A 19,804-nucleotide genomic window follows, 5' to 3' on the forward strand; every position below is an offset into this window, starting at 1 on the left:
TGGGGCTACTCTGGTTGGACGGTCGGAGTGGCGCGGCTTGGGTCGCGGTGACGCTCAATCGCGGCCACTTCGCTTTCGGCCTGTAGGGCCAGCATCAGTGAATGCAGATGTTCTGTGTCGCGCAGCTCCACATGTACCAAAAGCCGAAAGAAATCGGGCTTCCGGTCGGTGAATTCCAGATCAGCGATATTGGCCTTGTGCTCGCCAATCAACGAACAGATGCGCCCCAGAACGCCTGCATCATTGGCAATCGTCAGGTCAATCGTGGCCCCATAGACCGCCTTATGCTTGCCTGTCTGCCAGTGCAAATCCATCCAGCGTTCGGGCTGATCTTCGAAATGCGAGAGGTTTTCGCAATCTATCGCATGGGCCACCACGCCTTTGCCGCGGTAGGTGATGCCCACGATGCGCTCCCCCGGGAGGGGGTCACAACAGGGCGCGCGCTGCAGGTTCTGGTCGGGTGACAGGCCGATAACCGCACGATCTGCAGAGACCTCTTCGCGCTCATCAGGGGTCAGTTCCGGATAGACCGCCTCCACGACTTCATGGGCGTTCAGCTCTGCGCTGCCAAGTCGCGCCAGCAGGGTTTCGCGGTCATCCAGCCGCAATTGGCGCGCCGCCATATCCAGAACTTTTTCCGTCGGGCGTTTGCCCACATGGTGAAACGCCGCGCGGGCGAGCTCATAACCCAGTTTGACAAAGCGTTCATGATCCTGCGCGCGCAAGGCGCGGCGAATGGCGGATTTGGCTTTGCCGGTGGTTGCGACATCCAGCCAGGTGGCCTGCGGCATCTGCCCATGGGCGGTGATGATTTCGACCGACTGACCGTTCTTGATCCGCGTCCACAGCGGCACGCGAATATGATCGATCTTGGCCCCAACGCAGGCATTGCCGATCCGGGTGTGGATCGCATAGGCAAAATCAATGGGCGTCGCGCCGCGGGGCAGTTTGACCACATCGCCCTTGGGCGAGAAACAGAACACCTGGTCCTGATACATCTCAAGCTTGACCGCTTCGAGGAAATCAGCGTGATCCTCTTCGCTGTCAAACTGCTCGGTCAACGAGCGGATCCAGCGCGCCGGGTCCACCGCAAAAGGGTTTTCGCCGCGCACGCCATCGCGATAGGACCAATGCGCCGCCACGCCGGTTTCGGCCACATCATGCATTTGCCGCGTGCGGATCTGCACTTCGACGCGGCGCCCGTCGCGGCCTGATACCGTGGTGTGGATGGAACGATAGCCGTTTGATTTTGGCTGGCTGATGTAATCCTTAAACCGTCCGGGCACCGCTCGCCACCGCTGGTGGATCGCGCCTAGCACGCGGTAGCAGTCATTTTCGGTCTGGGTGATAATGCGGAACCCATAGATGTCCGACAGACGCGAGAACCCCTGATCCTTTTCCTGCATCTTGCGCCAGATCGAATAGGGTTTTTTGGCGCGGCCAATGACACTGGCAGTGATATCCGCCTTGTCGAGTTCCGTGGTGACGTCATTGGTGATGCGCTCAACCACATCGCCGGTTTCTTTTTGCAGCGTGATAAAGCGGCGCATGATCGAGGCGCGCCCCTCGGGGTTCAGCACCTTGAAGGCGAGATCTTCGAGCTCCTCGCGCATGGATTGCATCCCCATCCGCCCGGCCAGCGGCGCATAGATATCCATGGTTTCGCGCGCTTTCACCACCTGCTTTTGTGGCCGCATGGCGCGGATCGTGCGCATGTTGTGCAGCCGGTCGGCCAGTTTGACCAGGATCACCCGCAGGTCCTTGGACATCGCCATGAAAAGCTTGCGGAAGTTTTCGGCCTGTTTGGTCTCGCTGGAGGCGAGCTGCAAGTTGGTCAGCTTGGTGACGCCATCCACCAGCATGGCCACCTCTTCGCCAAAGCGTGCGGACACCTCGCCATATGAGGCTTTGGTATCTTCGATCGTGTCATGCAGGAGCGCGGTGATGATGGTCGCATCATCAAGCTGCTGTTCCGTCAGGATCGCGGCGACTTCGATGGGGTGGGTAAAATAGGGCTCTCCCGAATGCCGGAATTGCCCCTCATGCATCTGGAGGCCAAAGTCATAGGCCTCGCGGATGAGTTTTTCGTTGGTTTTGGGGTTATAGGCCCGGACGAGTTCGACCAGATCGTCAGCCGGAATCATAGTGCCTCGTCTTCCCCTGAGGTTCGGGCCCGGCGTCAGCCTTGGCCTTGTGCTTCCATCAGCGCGCGCAGCAGCTTTTCTTCGGACATGTCGTCGTCAGATGGCTTGTCTGCAGTTTCCGCACCCATCAGCAGCGCCATGGAATCCTCTTCAGGTTCATCCACTTCGATCTGATGCTGGTTGCTTTCGATCAGACGCTCGCGCAATTCATCTGCGGTCTGAGTTTCTTCAGCAATCTCGCGCAGGGACACAACAGGGTTTTTGTCGTTGTCGCGGTCCACGGTGATGGCGGCACCGGCAGAAATTTCGCGCGCACGATGTGCGGCAAGCATCACAAGTTCAAAACGGTTAGGAACCTTGTCGACGCAATCTTCTACGGTAACGCGGGCCATCGGGCACTCCATTATCTGGTCTGGATCAGAAAGTGTGTATCTAGGACGGATCAGACCGGGTTACAAGCAGATTGTCATAGGCGCACAACGGCTTTGCGGTCACTTTCCGGCAATTTTTCCAGCATCCGAGTTACAGATAGGCCGGAAACCGGATGAATCCAGTCTGGCGCGACCTCGGCAAGTGGCACCAGCACAAAAGCGCGGTCCTGCAATCGCGGATGCGGGAGAATCAGTTGCTCTGGTGCGCGGGTGGTCTGCTGCGCCAATGGCAAATCGCGCCAATGTTCGAATGTGGCCCGGTCCGGGCGCACCAAAGCCCCCTGCCCGATGAGGTCAATATCAAGCGTGCGCGCGCCCCAGCGTTTGTGCCGCACCCGGCCGCAGGCCGCCTCAACCCGATGCAACACCGAAAGCAGCGCAGCTGGGTCCAGATCGCTGCGTACAACGGCAGCGGCATTGACATAATCGGGCCCCGATCCGGCCGGAAAAGCCGGGGTCGCAAAACAATCGCTCACCCTATGCGAGAAGACGCCATGATCGGGCAGCGACCGGAGCGCGAACTTTATCGTTTCCAGCGGTGATCCATGGTCGGAATCGGCATTCCCACCAAAAGCCAACATACTGTAATTACTCATCTTTATTCACACCTATCCGAAAGAATTAGCCCCCATACCGAAGAACCAACCACCGCCTCTTGCGAGCCAAACAAAAATCTTTAGCCTAAGTATTCCACGCGCGCATATTTTTTTTCTCACTCACTCAGTCGCGCGGTATTTTACTGGAAGGACATTTAATGTTTTACAAGGACGAACGGCTTGCGCTGTTCATTGACGGGTCGAATCTATATGCGGCGGCAAAGTCGCTGGGGTTTGACATCGACTATAAACTCCTTCGAGCAGAGTTCATGAGACGCGGCAAACTGCTGCGCGCCTTTTACTATACGGCACTTCTGGAAAATGACGAGTACTCGCCGATCCGCCCGCTGGTGGACTGGCTGCATTATAATGGGTTCACCATGGTCACGAAACCGGCCAAGGAATACACAGATAGCCAAGGCCGCCGTAAGGTCAAAGGCAACATGGACATCGAGCTTGCAGTCAACGCGATGGAGCTTGCGCCACATGTCGATCACATTGTGCTTTTCTCAGGTGATGGCGATTTCCGCCCCCTGATCGAAAGCCTGCAGCGCCAGGGCGTGCGCGTATCGGTGGTATCCACCATCCGCAGCCAACCGCCGATGATCTCTGACGAACTGCGCCGTCAGGCCGATAACTTCATTGAACTTGAAGGTCTGAAGGATGTCATTGGCCGTCCGCCGCGCGAACCGGCACCGGGCGAAGAAGAAACTGACTATTCTTCTGCCTAAGGATCAGACCGGGGCCCCGCGCCCCGGTTTTTCAGTCCTCGATAGGCACCCTGCCTGCCACACGGCCTTTACCTCGCCGTGCGAAGGAATTACCTCTGAGGCAACAGATCAGAGGGCCTCGGCATGAGCAAACCAAAGCTGAACATCTTTCTCGCTGCACCGCGCGGCTTTTGCGCGGGCGTGGATCGGGCCATCAAGATTGTCGAGATGGCGCTGCAAAAATGGGGTGCGCCGGTCTATGTGCGCCATGAGATCGTGCACAATAAATTTGTCGTCGACGGGCTGCGCGAAAAAGGCGCCGTCTTTGTAGAAGAGTTGAGCGATTGCCCCGATGACCGCCCGGTGATCTTTTCTGCCCATGGCGTTGCCAAATCCGTCCCCGCCGAGGCGAGCCGCCGCGAGATGGTCTTTGTGGATGCAACCTGCCCGCTGGTCTCCAAAGTCCATATCGAGGCTGAGCGCCATTCAGAAGCGGGGCTGCAAATCATCATGATTGGCCACGCTGGCCACCCGGAAACCATCGGCACCATGGGCCAGTTGCCCGACGGCGAGGTGCTGCTGGTTGAGACCGAGGCTGACGTAGACACCATCGAGGTACGTGATCCTGAAAAGCTGGCGTTTGTGACCCAGACGACCCTGTCTGTCGATGACACCATCGGCATTGTTGCCGCGCTTAACAAACGGTTTCCCAAGATTGTCGGCCCGCATAAAGAAGACATCTGCTATGCCACCACGAACCGACAGCTGGCGGTGAAAGCCATGGCCGAGAAATGCGATGCCATGCTGGTCGTGGGCGCGCCAAATTCCTCCAATTCGCGCCGCTTGGTCGAGGTCGGCGCAAAGGCGGGCTGCAGCTATTCGCAGCTGGTTCAGCGCGGCACAGATATCGACTGGCGCGCGCTTGACGGCATCACCTCGGTCGGCATCACGGCCGGTGCCTCAGCCCCCGAAGTGCTGGTGAACGAAGTTATTGATGCGTTCCGCGATCGCTATGATGTGACGGTCGAAGTGGTGGAAACCGCCGTTGAGACCGTGAACTTCAAAGTGCCGCGCGTGCTGCGAGATGTGGAACAAGCCGCGGCGCTCTAACGCTCGCAAGCGACGCCATCCCCGTCCCGATCAAGCCCGTAAGGATCAGGCCCGACCACGCGGATGGGACCTTGGACATAGAGCGGCCCATTGCCCGAGCCCGATGCACAATCAACGTCTGGGCCATTGGGCGGCAGGCAGGCCCCTTGGTAACTGGTGTGACAGCTCTGCGCGGCAACTGAGGGTGCGGCGGCCATGAGCGACAGTGTGGAAAAAGAGATAATTTTAATAAAATTCATCTCGTCCATATGTGACCGCTATGCGCGCTTTGCAAGCGCAGGCCCTCCGCGCGCAAATTAAGCTGGACGCGGCCCGGTCAAGTTCGCTATCGCCCCCTTATGGCAGACCTACACGCATATACCGACGGAGCATGCTCCGGTAATCCCGGCCCGGGCGGCTGGGGTGTCTTGCTGCGCGCCACCGAGGGCGCGCGCATCCTCAAAGAACGCGAGCTTTCTGGCGGCGAAGCGGACACCACCAACAACCGCATGGAATTGATGGCCGCCATCATGGCGCTTGAAACGCTGGAACGACCCAGCGCGCTGACCATTGTGACCGACAGCGCCTATGTGAAAAATGGCGTGACAGGCTGGATTCACGGCTGGAAGCGCAACGGCTGGAAAACCTCTGCGAAAAAGCCGGTAAAAAATGTCGAGCTCTGGCAGCGGCTGGATGCGGCACAGGCGCGCCATCAGGTGACATGGGAATGGGTCAAGGGGCATGCCGGCCATCCAGAAAATGAAAAGGCCGATGAACTGGCCCGCGCGGGGATGGCCCCGTTCAAACCCGGAAAAGACACATGACCGTGGTCGCCTTTCTTGATTGGGCTTCGGTGCTGGTTTTTGCCATCACGGGTGCATTGGTGGCGAGCCGCGCGCAGCTCGATCTGGTGGGTTTTGCCTTTATCGCCTGCCTGACGGCGGTGGGTGGCGGCACCTTGCGCGATCTATTGTTGGGGCGCGATCCGGTGTTCTGGGTGGGGCAGCCGGGGTATATCCTTGTGGCTTGCGCTGCGGCTTTGGTGGTGTTTTTCACCGCGCATCTTCTGGAAAGCCGCTATCGCACCCTTTTATGGCTCGATAGCGTTGCGCTCTCGGTTGCGGTGGCCGCCGGATCGGGCGTTGCCATCAACCTTGGGCATAATCCGGTGATCGTGGTGCTGATGGGGATCTCGACCGGATGCCTCGGCGGGCTGATGCGCGATGTAGTCTGCAACGAGGTGCCCCTATTGCTGAAACAGGGCGAAATCTACGCGACCGCCGCCTTCGCCGGGGCCAGTGCCGCGCTGGTGGCGCAATATTTTGGCCTCAGCGGCCTGCCGGCGCTGTCTGTCTGCGCAGGCACCACCTGGGTGCTGCGCGCCGGGTCTTTGCTGTTTGGCTGGAGCCTACCTGTCTATAAGGCGCGCCCGCCACAGCAGTGAAAGCGCAGGCCGCTAGGCCTGTGCCATTTCAAATTCGTCAATCTTGTCGAGGAATTTCTTGAACCCGCTCTTCTCGCGCAGGCGGGCCGCTTGTGATCTGTGCCACTCAAAGGCCTCTTCGTGATAGCCGCGCAGCTGGGCATCGCACAGCAGCTGCGCCTTGATTTCCAGGGCGCGATGGAAATTCAGCGCAAGCCGCGCGTCCTGAGTTTCATTCTTGTTAAAGCGCTTCCAATAGGCACCTTCGATGCCTTTTTTGATGATGATTGGCGCGCCCACGCAAACGTTTGTTCAACATCGAATCCATCGAGCGCAGGGCATAATGGTTCAGCTGTGCCGCCCCATACCCGTAAGACTCCGAAACGAATAAGGCGCTTTGGATTTGCTCTTCTGTCAGTCGCTGACCATCGGGCAGCACCCAGTGCAGATCACGCGCTGTTTCGCTGAGAAACGGGCGATGCACCCCCATGCGGACAAACTTGCTAGAATTGCGAAACAGGGTTTTGAAGAACCGATTGTCCTCTGCGGTGCTGTTCTCATGTTCGGTCAGGGTAAAGCCAAGCGGCACGGGCGCCTGATCCAGATGCGCGACATCCGCATTGCCATAGATGCGCCAGACAAAGGAAATCGCGTCTGCCTCGGGGTGGCGGCGGATGAGGCCCGGCAGGGTCTTATCGCCGGTATTGATCTGCAGATATTCATCGACATCAATCACCATGAGCCAATTGGCATTGCGCACGGCTGGTTCATATTCGGCCCACATCAGCGCGCTTTTCTGTGGCCCCCGCCGCATAACGCGATTGAAGCGGTGGTGCACAATACCCATGCGATTGAGGCACCTCAGAATATGGTCGGTCTGATCGCTGCAATCATTGGTGAAGATCACAAAATCAGACACGCCCAGCGCCAGATAATGCGAGACCCAATCCAGAATGTAGGGGCCTTCGTCTTTCATTGACGTGACCACGGTGATTTTAGGCGCTTTGGTCTGCGCGCCAACAGAAATTTCAGGCATCAAAACAGCTCAAACAGAATTCAATGCCTGAAATTAACGCGCAAAAATTGAAATCACAAATACAAGATCGCGCTAAAGGAGGCTTTGCCCCGCCTGCAACGCAAAGCCCCGCAAGAAAACCTCGGCCTCTTGGGCACTTTTGCCTGCGCGCTGCAGCCGCAAGAGCTGCACCGCACCGCCACCGCAGGCCACGGTCAATGCATCGTCAAGCAACGTGCCAGGTGCCCCCGCCCCATCCGCCAAACGCGAAGCGAGCACTTTGACGCGCTGACCATCCATTTCGCACCAGGCCCCCGGAAAGGGCGAAAGCCCGCGGATCAGGCGATCCACCTCTTGGGCAGGTTTGCTCCAGTCAATGCGTGCCTCGGCCTTGTCGATCTTGGCGGCGTAGGTCACGCCGTCCTCTGGCTGCGGCGTGGCGGTCAGATCAGGCAGGTGCGCCAGCGCATCCACGATGGCTTTTGCGCCGATCTGGCTGAGGTGATCATGCAGCTGCTGCGTGGTTTCCTCGGCCCCGATCGCGGTGGTCTGGCGCATCAGCACAGGTCCGGTATCCAGCCCCGCTTCCATCTGCATGATGCAGACGCCGGTTTCCGCATCCCCGGCCATAATCGCGCGGTGGATGGGGGCCGCGCCGCGCCAGCGCGGCAGCAGGCTGGCGTGGATATTCAGACAGCCAAATTTGGGCGCGTCCAGAATAGCCTGCGGCAGGATCAGCCCATAGGCCACAACAACAGCCACATCAGCGCCGAGCGCGGCAAAATCCGCCTGCGCCGCCGCATCCTTCAACGACACCGGGTGCCGCACCATCAGCCCCAAAGCTTCGGCGCGCGCTTGCACGGGCGAAGGGCGTTCTTTCTTGCCTCGCCCCGCAGGCCGCGGCGGCTGACAATAAGCCGCGACGATCTCATGCCCTGCGGACACCAGCGCATCCAGAACAGGCACCGAAAAATCGGGCGTCCCCATGAAGACAACTTTCATCGCAGCTTCCCTGCCTTTTTAATCAACATGTCGCGTTTGGTGCGGCTGAGGTGGTCAAAGAACATCTTGCCATTGATATGGTCGATCTGGTGCTGCACGGATGTTGCCCAGAGGCCAACAAAATCCTTTTCGACCAGCGCGCCGGTTTCATCCATATAGCGCACGGTGACAGCACGCGGGCGTTTGATGGTGGCAGAGACACCGGGCAAGTTTGGGCTGGCTTCGTCATGGGCGCGCAGCTCAATGGATTTGTGCAGAATTTCCGGATTGGCCATTTTCACGGCCTTGCCCCGTTCGTTGGACGCATCAACCACAATCAGGCGGCGCAACACACCGATCTGATTGGCCCCCATACCGACGCCGGGCATGGCCTCCATCGTGTCAATCAGATCGCGCCAGGTTGCGTGATCCTCATCGGACAGCTGCGTAATCGGCGCGGCAACGGTGCGCAGGCGCTTGTCGGGCCATGGCAGGCAGGCGCGCACCGTCATCCGCGCGCCAGCTCCCGTTTCAGCTTGGCAGATTTGCGTGTCATCATTTGGCGTTTCATCGGGCCGAGATAATCAATGAAGAGCTTGCCATTCAGGTGGTCGATCTCATGCTGCACGCAGGTCGCCCAGAGACCGTCAAAGTCCTTTTCCTGCGGATTGCCGTTTTCATCGATCCAGCCGACGCGCACGTCAGCCGGGCGGGTAACTTCGGCGAACTGATCCGGGATCGACAGGCAGCCCTCTTCGTAGACATTGGTGTCATCGGACGATTGCAAGATTTCCGGGTTGAACATGACGACGGGGTCTGGATCCCCGTCTTTGACACAATCCAGCACGATCAGTCGCTGCAACACGCCGATTTGCGGCGCAGCTAGCCCGATGCCGGGCGCATCATACATGGTTTCCAGCATATCAGAGGCAAGCGCGCGCAGCTCATCTGACAGGTCAGCGACGGCCTCACATTGCTTTTTCAGGCGGGGATCAGGGTGTATCAGGATCGGTCTCAACATGTGTTTCACATAGGCCATGGCTGCAAAACCTGCAACGGCTCTTGCACCCTCTGATCAATCAGGTAGCGTGCGCGGCAATTATCGAAGAGGCGCAAAATGAATTTCGATCAAGTCGTGAACCGCGTGGGCACCAAATCTGCGAAATGGGATGGGATGGAGCGCGCCTTTGGCGTCGCCCCCGGCGATGGCATCGCGATGTGGATCGCCGATATGGATTTTGCGGCACCGGCGTTTCTGAGCGCGGCTGCCCAGCGCTATGTCGATACCGGCAACTACGGCTATTTCACCGGTATGGACGAGTTTCACGAGGCCGTCGCATGGTGGATGAAGACCCGCCATGGCTGGCAGATTGAGCGCGCGTGGACCTTTGTCACCTTTGGGCTGGGCCACGGCATTGCGACAACGCTGATGGCGTTGACAGAGCGCGGCGATCACATTGCCACCTTTACGCCGGTCTACCATGAATTTCAGCGCAAGATCGAAGCCGCAGGCCGCATCAACACCCAGCTGCCGCTGGCTGTGGACGATGCTGGCCTCTATTATATGGATTTTGACGCCTACGAGGCGTTGATGACCGGCAAGGAAAAGCTGCTGCTGATCAGCTCGCCGCACAATCCGGCTGGGCGCGTTTGGACGCAGGACGAGCTCAGCAAGCTTGCCGCATTCTGCCAGAAACACGACCTCATCTTGGTGTCCGACGAAATCCACCACGATTTGGTTTTTCCAGGCCATCAACACAAGACCGCCGCACTTGCGATGCCAGAAATCCTGGATCGGCTTGTGGTGACATGCGCGGCCTCCAAGACCTTTAATATCGCCGGGGCGCGCACAGGCTGCGTGATTATTCCGGACCCGGCGCTGCGCAAACGTTTTGCCGACTATTATGGCTGCTTTGATATCAACGCCAACGGCCTTGGCGTGGCGCTGACATGCGCGGCCTACAGCCCCGAGGGGGCCGCTTGGGTGGATGAGCTCACCGCTTATCTGGCAGGCAATTTTGAAGTGTTCAAAGCGGAACTGGCCGACATTCCGGGGGCAACTGTGATGCCGATGCAATCCACCTATCTGTCGTGGGTGGATTTTTCCGGCACCGGGCTTGGCATGGATGAGGTGAACACGCGGGTCTACAAACAGGCCAAAATCGCAGCCACACCCGGAGTCGGCCTGGGCCGAGGCGGCGAAAATTTCCTGCGCTTTAATCTCGGCACCCGGAGCTCATTGGTGGCAGAGGCCGCCGCACGTCTGAAAACGGCCTTCGGCGTCTAAGCTGCTCAGTGCTTTTTAGACTGATCCGTCACCAATGCAACGGGCGCGTTTTCCTCGCGATAATAATCAAGCGCCGGTTTGTCCGACGCGGCGGTGGCGCGCTTGAATTCATAAAACATCTCGCCATCCTCTTCGACCGAGGCAATGACCAGACATTGATAGAGATGGCGCGCGCCGTCATAAACATCGACCAGGCCGCGCAAATGCGGGGCCGCGTCGACATCCAGCGTGAACCCGTCATCGCGGAACCGCAGGATGCGAAAGCTTTGCTCCCCCGCTTCAACGCGCAACCGGCTGGTCTTGCGCAGGTCAGCCTTGCGCGCCGCATCTAGCCCGGCTTGCACCTCTTTGGGAAGAAAATCAGTCATCGTCCGCCTCCATCGGAGCTAAAGGGTCGCAATAAATGGGTTTTCCGTCAAGAATGCCCCACGCATGTACCAGCACCATGTGCGCAAATGCGCAACACCTCTGCATCTGCTTTGATTGCTCTTTTCCGTCACACCCCTAGGTATGAAGTAAGCTTAACAGGAGAATGACATGGGCCTGCTCGTAGACGGTAAATGGCACGACAAATGGTATGATACCAAAAAATCGGGCGGAAAATTTGAACGGTCTGAATCGCAGTTTCGCAATTGGATCACCGCGGATGGCAGCGCCGGACCTTCTGGCAAGGGCGGGTTTGCAGCCGAAAGCGGCCGCTATCATCTTTATGTGTCCATGGCCTGCCCCTGGGCGCATCGCACCTTGATCTTCCGCAAGCTTAAAGGGCTTGAAGATCATATTTCGGTGTCGGTCGTGCATCCTGACATGCTCTCAAACGGCTGGACGTTTGAAACAGATGCGTTCGGCGCAACGGGCGATACGCTCTTTGGCTCTGAATTTGCCCATCAGATTTATACCCGCGCGGACCCAGAGTATTCAGGCCGCGTGACCGTGCCGATCCTGTGGGACAAGAAACAGGGCACCATCGTGTCCAACGAAAGTTCTGAAATCATTCGCATGTTCAACAGCGCGTTTGATGCGCTCACCGGCAACACGCTGGATTTCTGGCCAGAAGCGGAGCGTGACGCCATCGAAAAGGTCAATGCCCGCGTCTATGACACCGTAAACAACGGCGTCTACAAATGCGGCTTTGCCACCAGCCAGAGCGCTTATGACGACGCAGTTACGCCGCTGTTTGATACGCTGGACTGGCTCGAAGAGCGGCTCAGCAAAACCCGTTACCTGATGGGCGATCAACTGACCGAGGCAGATTGGCGGCTGTTCACAACACTGATCCGCTTTGATCCGGTCTATCATTTGCATTTCAAATGCAATCGCAAGCGCCTCATAGATTACCCAAACCTTTGGGCCTATACCCGCGATCTCTATCAACACGCTGACGTGGCAGAGACCGTGAACCTGCCGCACATCGTGCGCCATTATCATTACAGCCACGAGTCGATTAACCCGCATCGCATTCTACCGATCAACCCGGTGCTGGACTATCTCGCGCCACACGGTCGCGGCTGACCGCGCGCCCCTTGCCAAACTGGCCGGTTTGCGCGCACAAAGCGCGAGACAGCAAGAGGGGCACGCGCCGTGCAGACACAGCCACAAGCGACACGAGACCACGGGGGCGGCATCGATGCCGCAATGCGCCGCTGGGGCGGTGCGCGCCAAGATTGGCTGGATCTGTCCACGGGCATCAACCCGGTGCCCTACCCTCTGCCGGATTTTACGCCGGATGATTGGGCCGCTCTGCCAGGCAGCGCTGCCGAAGCCGAATTAATCTCTGCCGCGCGCCGATTTTGGGATGTGCCGGATACGTTGGACATTCTGGCGGCCCCCGGGGCCTCTAGCCTGATCGCGCAGATGCCTGGGCTTTTTGCGCGCGGCAGCGTGGATATCCCCAAACCGACCTATAATGAACACGCAGCCGCCTTTGCAGCGCAGGGCTGGCAAGAGGCGGAAGGTGCGGCACTGCGGGTGCTCGTGCACCCAAACAACCCCACCGGCCACTATTGGTCCGCTGCGGATCTGAGCGCCGAATTTACCATTATCGACGAAAGCTTTTGCGACGTCGCCCCAGAGCGCAGCCTCATCTCTGAGGCGCGCAGCGGCCGCTGCCTGGTTCTGAAAAGTTTTGGCAAATTCTGGGGTCTTGCCGGCCTGCGGCTAGGCTTTGCCATTGCCGCCCCCGAGATTATCGCCAAGCTGCGCGATGTCATCGGCCCTTGGGCCGTCTCTGGCCCCGCGCTGCGCGTCGGGGCGCTGGCGCTCTCGGATCCAGCTTGGGCCGCAGAGACGCGCAATCGACTGGCGCAGGACGCCGCGCGATTGGATGCGCTGATGGTCCAAAACGGTGCAGCGCCGCGCGGCGGATGCGGGTTGTTTCAGCTTTACGAGGTTGACGATGCCGCGGCCTGGCAAGATCGGCTCGGGCGCGCATATATTCTGAGCCGCATTTTTCCCTATTCTGATCGCTACCTGCGTCTTGGCCTGCCCAGCGCCGCAGGCTGGGATCGACTGACCACCGCGCTTGGAGGCTGATATGGATACCGCCACGCTTTTGTTCTGCGCCCTACTGCTGGATGCCGCCTTTGGGGAACCGAAGTGGCTCTGGGACCGCGTCAGCCATCCGGCGGTCCTGATCGGGAAGCTGATCAGCTGGGCGGATGACACCTTCAACACCGGGGACGCAAAACGCAACGGCGTGCTTCTGGTGCTGGCGCTGCTGGTCGGCACCTGGTTGATCGGCGGCGTGATCGAAGCGATCGGCTGGCTGGCCGAACTGCTTGTCGTCGCCATTTTATTGGCCCAGCGCGCTCTGGTTGACCATGTGAAAGACGTGGCAAGCGCGCTGCGCAATAGCCTGGCGGAGGGCCGCATCGCCGTGGCCAAAATCGTCGGACGCGACACGGCAGAAATGGATGGCCCCGCCGTCAGCCGCGCCGCGATCGAAAGTGGCGCTGAAAACCTTTCGGACGGGGTGATTGCCCCAGCCTTCTGGTTCCTGATTTTCGGCCTGCCCGGCATTCTGGCCTATAAGGCGATCAACACGGCGGACTCCATGATCGGCTACCGCACCCCCCGGCACGAAGATTTTGGCTGGGCCGCGGCCAAGCTCGATGATCTGCTGAATTGGCTGCCGGCGCGGTTGACCGCGCTGTTGATCGCTGCCACCCACAGCCGCCTGAAGGATTGGGCGCATATCAGCGATGACGCGCGGCTGCACCGCTCCCCCAACGCTGGCTGGCCAGAGGCCGCGATGGCCATCAGCCTCAATGTCGCCCTCAGCGGGCCACGCAGCTATGAAGGCGAGATGCGCGACTTTCCTTATGTGAACCCAGAAGGGGCGCAAGATATCGGCCCCAACGCCATTGATCAGGCGGCGGCAGCCCTGTGGCGGGTCTGGGCCGTGGCGCTTGCGGTGACGGCTGCGCTTGCGCTGCTGTGAGCGTTGCGCATCAGGCGCAAGCTGCTAGGGTGCGCTTAACACTATAAGAGGTTTTCCCATGCGTTTCGCCCTTGCCCTTGCAGGCCTGTGCCTGTCTGCCACCGCCAGCCTTGCCAACACCCCCTGTGGCGGGTCTTTTTCCGGCTTTGTGCAAGGCCTCAAGCAGGAAGCGCGCGCCATGGGGCATGATGCGAGCACGGTGGATCGCTTCTTTGCGTCTGCCCAGCAGGATGCGCGCACGCTCAAGGCGGACCGGGCGCAGGGCGTGTTTCAGAAACCATTTCTGGAGTTTTCCCAGCGCCTCATCAGCGCCAATCGCCTGAACACCGGCAAGGCCAAATCCCAGCAATATGACGCGGTGTTTGACCGGATAGAACGTGACTATGGCGTATCGCGCGGCGTGTTGCTGGCGTTCTGGGCGTTTGAAACCGATTTTGGTGGCTTTCAGGGCGATTTCAACACCCTGAATTCACTGGTGACGCTGGCGCATGATTGTCGCCGACCCGAACTGTTCCGCCCGCAGGTCTTTGCAGCGCTGAAATTGTTTGAGACCGGAGATTTTTCGCCGACTAAAACCACCGGGGCCTGGGCCGGAGAAATTGGCATGGTGCAGATGTTGCCTGCCGACATCATTGAAAACGGCGTGGATGGTGATGGCGACGGCAAGGTCAGCCTTAAAACCTCTGCGGTGGATGCGTTGATGTCCGGGGGCAAGATGCTGCAGCATCTGGGCTGGCGCAGTGGCGAGCCATGGCTGCAAGAAGTCACCGTTCCGGCCGATATGGATTGGTCGCAATCCGGGCTGAACACGACGAAATCAACCTCGGACTGGGCCAAGCTCGGCGTTGCCCCGCGTCAGGGACGTCTGGCGAACCTGCCTGCGTCCTTGGTCCTGCCGCAGGGCCGCAAGGGACCGGCTTTTCTCGCCTATCCGAATTTCAATGTCTATTTTGAATGGAACCAAAGCTTCATCTACGTGACGACAGCCGCGTATTTCGCCACCCGACTTGAGGGGGCCGCACCCTACAATCAGGGCAGCCCGGATCAGGGGCTGAATGGCAACCAGATGAAAGAGCTGCAGCGCAAACTGCAGGCGCGCGGATATGACGTGGGCAAGGTGGACGGTATTCTGGGCGCCAAAACCCGCGACGCGGTGCAAGCCGAACAGCAGCGCCTCGGCCTGCCAGCTGATGCCTGGCCAACACCGGATCTGCTGCGCCGTCTCTAATTGCGCGGGGTGCGCCGCACGGCCTTGGCAAAATCATATTTGGCCGCGATCAGCGCAATGCAAAGTAGTGCCAGCACAATGGCGGGCCATGGGGAGTAGCCCAGCGCGGTAGCGCCCTGCCCCAAACCCGCGGCCACGACACCCCCAAATGTCCAGAGCATCACATGACCATGCGCAACCCTGCGGCCCTGTGAAAGCCCCGGCACGCGCAGGAGGGCCACCGCCAGAACCAATGAGACGATGCTGATGATCGCCAAATAATGAAAGACGCCCATATTGGGGGAGTCTTGGTAAATCCCAAAGACCGCGACGTTAGAAATCAGCATCATTCCGACAAAGGCCCGCCCCTTCAGCCGATGCTGGCGGGTGCCCTTGGGCTGCAAGAACACAGTCATGCCAAGTCCGAGAACTGCGATCATCAAGGCAAAATGAAGCAAACCCAGAGAGGTCATATCACGCTCTTGCCCAATTGACGCAGAGCATGCTTAGTCCAGCTCGGTCCACGGCCAGGGCTTCACGTTGCTGGCCGCCGTCTGATAGCGCGCCGCTTTGGCGACCCAAATACCAAGATCCGTGCCAAAATCCGCCAATCTTTCATTGGGCTGTTTGCTGATCAGCAGAACCACGAATTGCAGCACGGCCACCACACCCAGCACGGTCTGCGCCATCGAGATCATCACCGCAATCAAGATCATATAGATCGCGCGCATCAGAAGTGAATCTGCGGCCTCTGGTTCAAATTGCTCGCCATGCAGGCGCCCTTTGACCTTCTCTTCGTCTGACGCTGTCATCTGTGATCCTGTGCCTTTTGCTATATGTATCGCTGCCGCCCGCCCATAAGGCCCACGCGCTGCCCTATGCAGAGCACAAGCTGACGCCCTTTCGCAATGGATGTTTTGTCACAATCCGCCAGATTAATCGTTGGCAGGTCACGCAACCAGCGTTTCGGCGGCCTTCAGATCGACCGAGACAAGCTGGCTGACGCCCTGTTCCTGCATGGTGACACCAAAGAGACGATCCATCCGGGCCATCGTCACCGCATGGTGGGTGATGATCAAAAAGCGCGTGTCAGTCTGACGGCACATTTCATCCAAAAGATCGCAGAAGCGCGTGACATTGGCGTCATCCAATGGGGCGTCCACCTCATCCAGCACACAGATCGGGGCCGGGTTGGCCAGGAAGACCGCAAAGATCAGCGCCATGGCGGTCAGTGTCTGCTCCCCCCCTGACAAGAGCGAGAGCGTCGACAGTTTCTTGCCCGGCGGCTGGCACATGATCTCAAGCCCCGCGTCCAGCGGATCATCGCTTTCCACCAGCACAAGGTTGGCCTCGCCGCCGCCAAAGAGATGTTTGAACAGCATCGAAAAATTGCTGTTCACCTGTTCAAAGGCTGTCAGCAGTCGCTCGCGCCCTTCGGAATTGAGGCTAGCAATGCCCGAACGCAGGGTGCGGATCGCCTCTTCCAAATCCTGCTTTTCCGTCACCAGAGTGCTGTGCTCTTCCTGGACCTCGCGCGCATCTTCTTCGGCGCGCAGGTTCACAGCGCCGAGCGCATCGCGCTGACGCTTCAGACGGTTGACGTCACTTTCAATGGTTTGGCTGGCGGGCATCTCTTCGGGCACCACATCCAGGCTTTCCAAGAGCGCCTCTGGTGTTTGCTCCATCTCATCATGGATACGCTCTGCGGCGCTTGCCACCGTTTCGCGGGCGGCATCGGCCAGCGCTTCGGCGCGGGCGCGTTTCTCGCGCACTTCGGAGGCTTCGCGCTCTGCATCCCGTTCGGCCTGTTCCGCAGTGCGCAGCGCGCTTTCCGCTTCCGCCAACTTATCCGCCGCCCCGCGCCGCCGCGCTTCTGCGTCTTCGATTGCGACGGTCAGATCTTCGCGTTTTTCTGCGATGTCCTCGGGCACCATCTGCGCATCCAGCAGCTCTTCTTCCGAAGCCCGCTTACGCTCGGCCAGTTCGCCGCTGCGTTTTTCGGCAGTTTCAAGGCGATGCCGCCAGCCGGAAAGCTCTTTCTTCACCTGCTGACTGCGCGCCAGACGCGCCTCGCCTTCGCGGCGCAGTTCATCATGGGCGGAGCGTTTGGACATCATGGTGATGCGCGCCGCCTCAACGGTCATCTTGATATCTTCGACCGCCCCGCGTGCCGCATCCAGATCACCAAGATCGGCAAGACCGCGCTCAGCCTCCTGATGCTGGCCCCGCGCTTCCATCGCGGCTTCTTCGTGGCGGCGCACCGCAAGACCCAGCGATTCCAGCTTGCCGCCTGACAGGTTCACCTCGGCCTCAGCGCGGCTGAGTGCGCGGGCGGCATCAGCCACGGCGCGATCCGCATCGCGGCGCGCCTCGCGGGCACGTTTGTCGGCGTCCGCCAGCGCGACAAGCCGCGACTGCAGCGTTTCATGCGCCTGAACCGCGCCGTCCGAGCGCGCGCTGGCCCGGGCCATTTCTTGCTTGAGCTCTTCCAGACGGTTGAGCTGCTGCAACCGCAGCGCCGCTGCGCTTGGGCCATCTTCGGCCCAGCTGCGAAAGCCGTCCCAACGCCATAGGTCGCCCTCTGGGGACACAAGGCGCTGACCCGGTTTCAGCAGCCTTTGCAGGCGGCTTGCGTCTTCGGGGGAGGCAAGGCCAATCTGGCTCATCCGCCGTTCCAACACCTCGGGCACCGAAACGTGTTGCGCCAGAGAGGTCACGCCAGCGGGCAGAGGTTGTGCATCATCATAGGCCGGCAGAACATGCCAGCCGGACGGGCCATCTTCGTCGACTTCGGGGGCGCGCAAATCATCGGCCAGCGCCGCACCGAGCGCTTTTTCAAATCCCTGCTCGACTTGAAGGCGATCCAGGATCTGCCCGCCCTCGGCGGTGTCGCGTTCCAGCAATTTGGCCAGCGCCGTCACCTCAGCGCGCAGCGCGTTCAACTCGCCCTCGGCCTCGGACCGCTCAGCGCGGGCATCCGCCTCGCGCGCTTGTGTTTCCGCGCGGTCCTCTTCGGCTTCTGCCAAGGCTTCTTCGGCCAGCGAGGCGCGCTCAACCGCTTCTTCTTCGGCAGCCTGCGCCAGTTCAAATTCTTCTTCGGCCTGTGCCAGCGCAGCCTTGCTGTCTTGAGCCGCCTGGCGGGCTTTTTCGGCCTCAGCTTCGCTTTTCTGTTGCTGACGCAGGGTGTCGGACAACAGGCGCTGTGCAGATTGGTGCCGGGCGGACAGACGTGCCACATCTTCGGTCAGCTCTGACAGATCGCTTTCGCGTTCCTGCAACAGCGCAGCCGCTTCGCGGGCGGCCTCTTCGGCCTCCTCTACCAGTTCGCTATGGCCTTCAGAGGCTTTGGCAAGCTCGCGTTGCTCCCATTCCAACTGCTCAATAGTTTCCCCGGCGTCACGATTTAGACCGGTTTCACGCTCCATATCGCGGGCCAGCTGTTCAATGCGGTTGGTTAGCGTCACGATGATCTGGCGCGCGTGCTCTTCCTGATCCTTCAGGCTGTCACGCTGCACCTGCAAACGTTGCAGGATGGCACTGGCGATGGCTTCCTCTTCGCGCAGCGGCGGCAAAAGCGCATCCTGCTCTTCGCGGGCTTTCGCAGCCATGCGGGCGGCCGTTTCGGCCTGCGCCGCGATCACCACGCAGTTGCGCAATTCTTCATCTGCCTTGATGCGGGTTTCTTCTGCGTCGCGCCAGCGGCGATAGAGCAACATGCCTTCGGATTGGCGCAACTCTGCGCCAATCGCCTTATAACGCGCCGCCTGTTTGGCCTGCCGCGCCAGGCTCGCCAATTGACCGGCCAATTGCTCGACCGTGTCATCCACACGAGTCAGATTTGCTTCAGCGCCTTTGAGCTTCAGTTCGGCCTCATGGCGACGCTGATAAAGCCCCGAAATCCCGGCCGCCTCTTCCAGAATGCGGCGGCGTGCCTTGGGTTTTGAATTGATCAACTCAGAGATCTGGCCCTGCCGCACCAATGCGGGCGAATGCGCGCCCGTTGATGCATCGGCAAACAGCATCTGCACGTCGCGCGCCCGCACATCCCTGACGTTGACCTTATAGGCAGAGCCGATGTCGCGGGTGATGCGGCGCGTGATTTCCAGACTATCGTCGTCATTGAACCCCGCCGGTGCAAGCCGGTCAGAGTTGTCGATATGCAGGGCGACCTCGGCAAAATTGCGTGCTGGCCGGGTGGCAGCCCCGGCGAAAATCACATCTTCCATCCCGCCGCCACGCATCGCAGTGGGGCGGTTTTCGCCCATGACCCAGCGCAGCGCCTCCAGAAGGTTGGATTTTCCGCAGCCGTTTGGCCCGACCACGCCAGTGAGCCCGTCGGCGATGATCAGGTCCGTGGGGTCCACGAAACTTTTGAACCCCGTCAATCTGAGCTTGGAAAAGCGCAAATGGCTGTATCCTGTGATTCCTAAGTCCTGCAATCCTGCGGACCTGAGGGGGGCAAAGTCAATGGGCATGCCCCGA

At 59.7% G+C, this 19,804-nt stretch carries 22 protein-coding genes; 9 read left to right on the plus strand and 13 right to left on the minus strand.

Translation table 11 applies throughout. From position 1 onward, the window contains the following. Positions 1 to 5: 5 nt before the first annotated feature. From N6L24_RS13125 to folK, 3 genes are all read right to left on the minus strand, one after another. Positions 6 to 2,144, minus strand: coding sequence for a RelA/SpoT family protein (locus tag N6L24_RS13125; RefSeq protein ID WP_271845136.1), 2,139 nt, complete (start codon positions 2,142 to 2,144; stop codon positions 6 to 8). 35 nt (positions 2,145 to 2,179) lie between these two features. Next, positions 2,180 to 2,536 (minus strand): DNA-directed RNA polymerase subunit omega, encoded by a 357-nt coding sequence (gene rpoZ / locus N6L24_RS13130; protein ID WP_271845137.1) that lies wholly within the window; start codon positions 2,534 to 2,536, stop codon positions 2,180 to 2,182. A gap of 74 nt (positions 2,537 to 2,610) precedes the next feature. Continuing rightward, complete coding sequence (gene folK / locus N6L24_RS13135) at positions 2,611 to 3,171, minus strand: 2-amino-4-hydroxy-6-hydroxymethyldihydropteridine diphosphokinase (RefSeq protein WP_271845138.1); 561 nt, start codon at positions 3,169 to 3,171, stop codon at positions 2,611 to 2,613. 158 nt (positions 3,172 to 3,329) lie between these two features. Between folK and N6L24_RS13140 the strand changes: the two genes are divergently transcribed. Together N6L24_RS13140 and ispH are read left to right on the plus strand one after the other, a co-directional pair. Beyond that, on the plus strand, positions 3,330 to 3,902 hold the full coding sequence (locus tag N6L24_RS13140) for a LabA-like NYN domain-containing protein (protein WP_271845139.1): 573 nt from the start codon (positions 3,330 to 3,332) through the stop codon (positions 3,900 to 3,902). Between the two features lie 123 nt (positions 3,903 to 4,025). Beyond that, positions 4,026 to 4,991: a 4-hydroxy-3-methylbut-2-enyl diphosphate reductase gene (ispH, locus tag N6L24_RS13145; protein WP_271845140.1), complete on the plus strand. Its 966-nt coding sequence runs from the start codon at positions 4,026 to 4,028 to the stop codon at positions 4,989 to 4,991. Here the strand turns inward: ispH and N6L24_RS13150 are convergent. Further along, positions 4,988 to 5,239, minus strand: a complete 252-nt coding sequence (locus tag N6L24_RS13150) for an excalibur calcium-binding domain-containing protein (protein WP_334312325.1) — start codon at positions 5,237 to 5,239, stop codon at positions 4,988 to 4,990. The genes ispH and N6L24_RS13150 overlap by 4 nt on opposite strands. 90 nt (positions 5,240 to 5,329) lie before the next feature. On the opposite strand from N6L24_RS13150, the gene rnhA reads away from it, so the two are divergent. Together rnhA and N6L24_RS13160 are read left to right on the plus strand one after the other, a co-directional pair. Continuing rightward, positions 5,330 to 5,794 carry a ribonuclease HI gene (rnhA, locus tag N6L24_RS13155; RefSeq protein WP_271845141.1) on the plus strand — a complete coding sequence of 155 codons (465 nt, stop codon included), beginning with the start codon at positions 5,330 to 5,332 and terminating at the stop codon, positions 5,792 to 5,794. Continuing rightward, positions 5,791 to 6,414, plus strand: a complete 624-nt coding sequence (locus N6L24_RS13160; protein WP_271845142.1) for a trimeric intracellular cation channel family protein — start codon at positions 5,791 to 5,793, stop codon at positions 6,412 to 6,414. The genes rnhA and N6L24_RS13160 overlap by 4 nt, the downstream gene beginning before the upstream one ends. A gap of 12 nt (positions 6,415 to 6,426) precedes the next feature. Here the strand turns inward: N6L24_RS13160 and N6L24_RS13165 are convergent, their stop codons facing one another. The 5 genes from N6L24_RS13165 to def (N6L24_RS13185) form a co-directional block, all read right to left on the minus strand. Next, a complete protein-coding gene (locus N6L24_RS13165) occupies positions 6,427 to 6,693 on the minus strand; it encodes a hypothetical protein (protein ID WP_271845143.1) in 267 nt (88 codons plus the stop codon). Then, entirely contained in the window at positions 6,635 to 7,429 is a 795-nt protein-coding gene (locus N6L24_RS13170) for a glycosyltransferase family 2 protein (protein ID WP_271845144.1), read from the minus strand. The genes N6L24_RS13165 and N6L24_RS13170 overlap by 59 nt, the downstream gene beginning before the upstream one ends. A 72-nt stretch (positions 7,430 to 7,501) precedes the next feature. Then, positions 7,502 to 8,410: a methionyl-tRNA formyltransferase gene (gene fmt, locus N6L24_RS13175; RefSeq protein WP_271845145.1), complete on the minus strand. Its 909-nt coding sequence runs from the start codon at positions 8,408 to 8,410 to the stop codon at positions 7,502 to 7,504. After that, positions 8,407 to 8,901 carry a peptide deformylase gene (def, locus tag N6L24_RS13180; RefSeq protein WP_271845146.1) on the minus strand — a complete coding sequence of 165 codons (495 nt, stop codon included), beginning with the start codon at positions 8,899 to 8,901 and terminating at the stop codon, positions 8,407 to 8,409. Before def (N6L24_RS13180) ends, fmt begins: the two co-directional genes overlap by 4 nt. Continuing rightward, on the minus strand, positions 8,898 to 9,410 hold the full coding sequence (gene def, locus N6L24_RS13185; protein WP_271845147.1) for a peptide deformylase: 513 nt from the start codon (positions 9,408 to 9,410) through the stop codon (positions 8,898 to 8,900). Before def (N6L24_RS13185) ends, def (N6L24_RS13180) begins: the two co-directional genes overlap by 4 nt. 96 nt (positions 9,411 to 9,506) lie before the next feature. Here def (N6L24_RS13185) and N6L24_RS13190 point away from each other — a divergent pair, with 96 nt between their 5' ends. Continuing rightward, positions 9,507 to 10,676 carry a MalY/PatB family protein gene (locus N6L24_RS13190; protein ID WP_271845148.1) on the plus strand — a complete coding sequence of 390 codons (1,170 nt, stop codon included), beginning with the start codon at positions 9,507 to 9,509 and terminating at the stop codon, positions 10,674 to 10,676. A gap of 5 nt (positions 10,677 to 10,681) precedes the next feature. Here N6L24_RS13190 and N6L24_RS13195 read toward each other — a convergent pair whose 3' ends face one another. Further along, a complete protein-coding gene (locus N6L24_RS13195; RefSeq protein ID WP_271845149.1) occupies positions 10,682 to 11,044 on the minus strand; it encodes a hypothetical protein in 363 nt (120 codons plus the stop codon). 169 nt (positions 11,045 to 11,213) lie between these two features. Between N6L24_RS13195 and N6L24_RS13200 the strand changes: the two genes are divergently transcribed. The 4 genes from N6L24_RS13200 (at position 11,214) to N6L24_RS13215 (ending at position 15,343) form a co-directional block, all read left to right on the plus strand. Continuing rightward, the gene (locus tag N6L24_RS13200) at positions 11,214 to 12,188 is read left to right on the plus strand and encodes a glutathione S-transferase family protein (protein WP_271845150.1); all 975 of its coding nucleotides are present in this window, start codon (positions 11,214 to 11,216) and stop codon (positions 12,186 to 12,188) included. Positions 12,189 to 12,311: 123 nt separating this feature from the next. Further along, positions 12,312 to 13,208, plus strand: coding sequence for a threonine-phosphate decarboxylase (locus N6L24_RS13205; protein WP_271845209.1), 897 nt, complete (start codon positions 12,312 to 12,314; stop codon positions 13,206 to 13,208). Between the two features lies 1 nt (position 13,209). Next, entirely contained in the window at positions 13,210 to 14,115 is a 906-nt protein-coding gene (gene cbiB, locus N6L24_RS13210) for an adenosylcobinamide-phosphate synthase CbiB (RefSeq protein ID WP_271845151.1), read from the plus strand. A 58-nt stretch (positions 14,116 to 14,173) separates the two neighbouring features. Further along, positions 14,174 to 15,343, plus strand: a complete 1,170-nt coding sequence (locus N6L24_RS13215; RefSeq protein ID WP_271845152.1) for a lytic murein transglycosylase — start codon at positions 14,174 to 14,176, stop codon at positions 15,341 to 15,343. Here the strand turns inward: N6L24_RS13215 and N6L24_RS13220 are convergent. From N6L24_RS13220 to smc, 3 genes are all read right to left on the minus strand, one after another. Then, positions 15,340 to 15,795, minus strand: a complete 456-nt coding sequence (locus tag N6L24_RS13220; RefSeq protein ID WP_271845153.1) for a hypothetical protein — start codon at positions 15,793 to 15,795, stop codon at positions 15,340 to 15,342. The two genes, N6L24_RS13215 and N6L24_RS13220, sit on opposite strands and share 4 nt — an antisense overlap. A gap of 33 nt (positions 15,796 to 15,828) precedes the next feature. After that, positions 15,829 to 16,134 carry a DUF4389 domain-containing protein gene (locus tag N6L24_RS13225; RefSeq protein WP_271845154.1) on the minus strand — a complete coding sequence of 102 codons (306 nt, stop codon included), beginning with the start codon at positions 16,132 to 16,134 and terminating at the stop codon, positions 15,829 to 15,831. Between the two features lie 138 nt (positions 16,135 to 16,272). Then, complete coding sequence (smc, locus tag N6L24_RS13230) at positions 16,273 to 19,728, minus strand: chromosome segregation protein SMC (RefSeq protein ID WP_271845155.1); 3,456 nt, start codon at positions 19,726 to 19,728, stop codon at positions 16,273 to 16,275. Positions 19,729 to 19,804: the final 76 nt, after the last annotated feature.

The sequence above is a fragment of the Cognatishimia sp. SS12 genome, from assembly GCF_028369055.1.
GTDB lineage: Bacteria > Pseudomonadota > Alphaproteobacteria > Rhodobacterales > Rhodobacteraceae > Cognatishimia.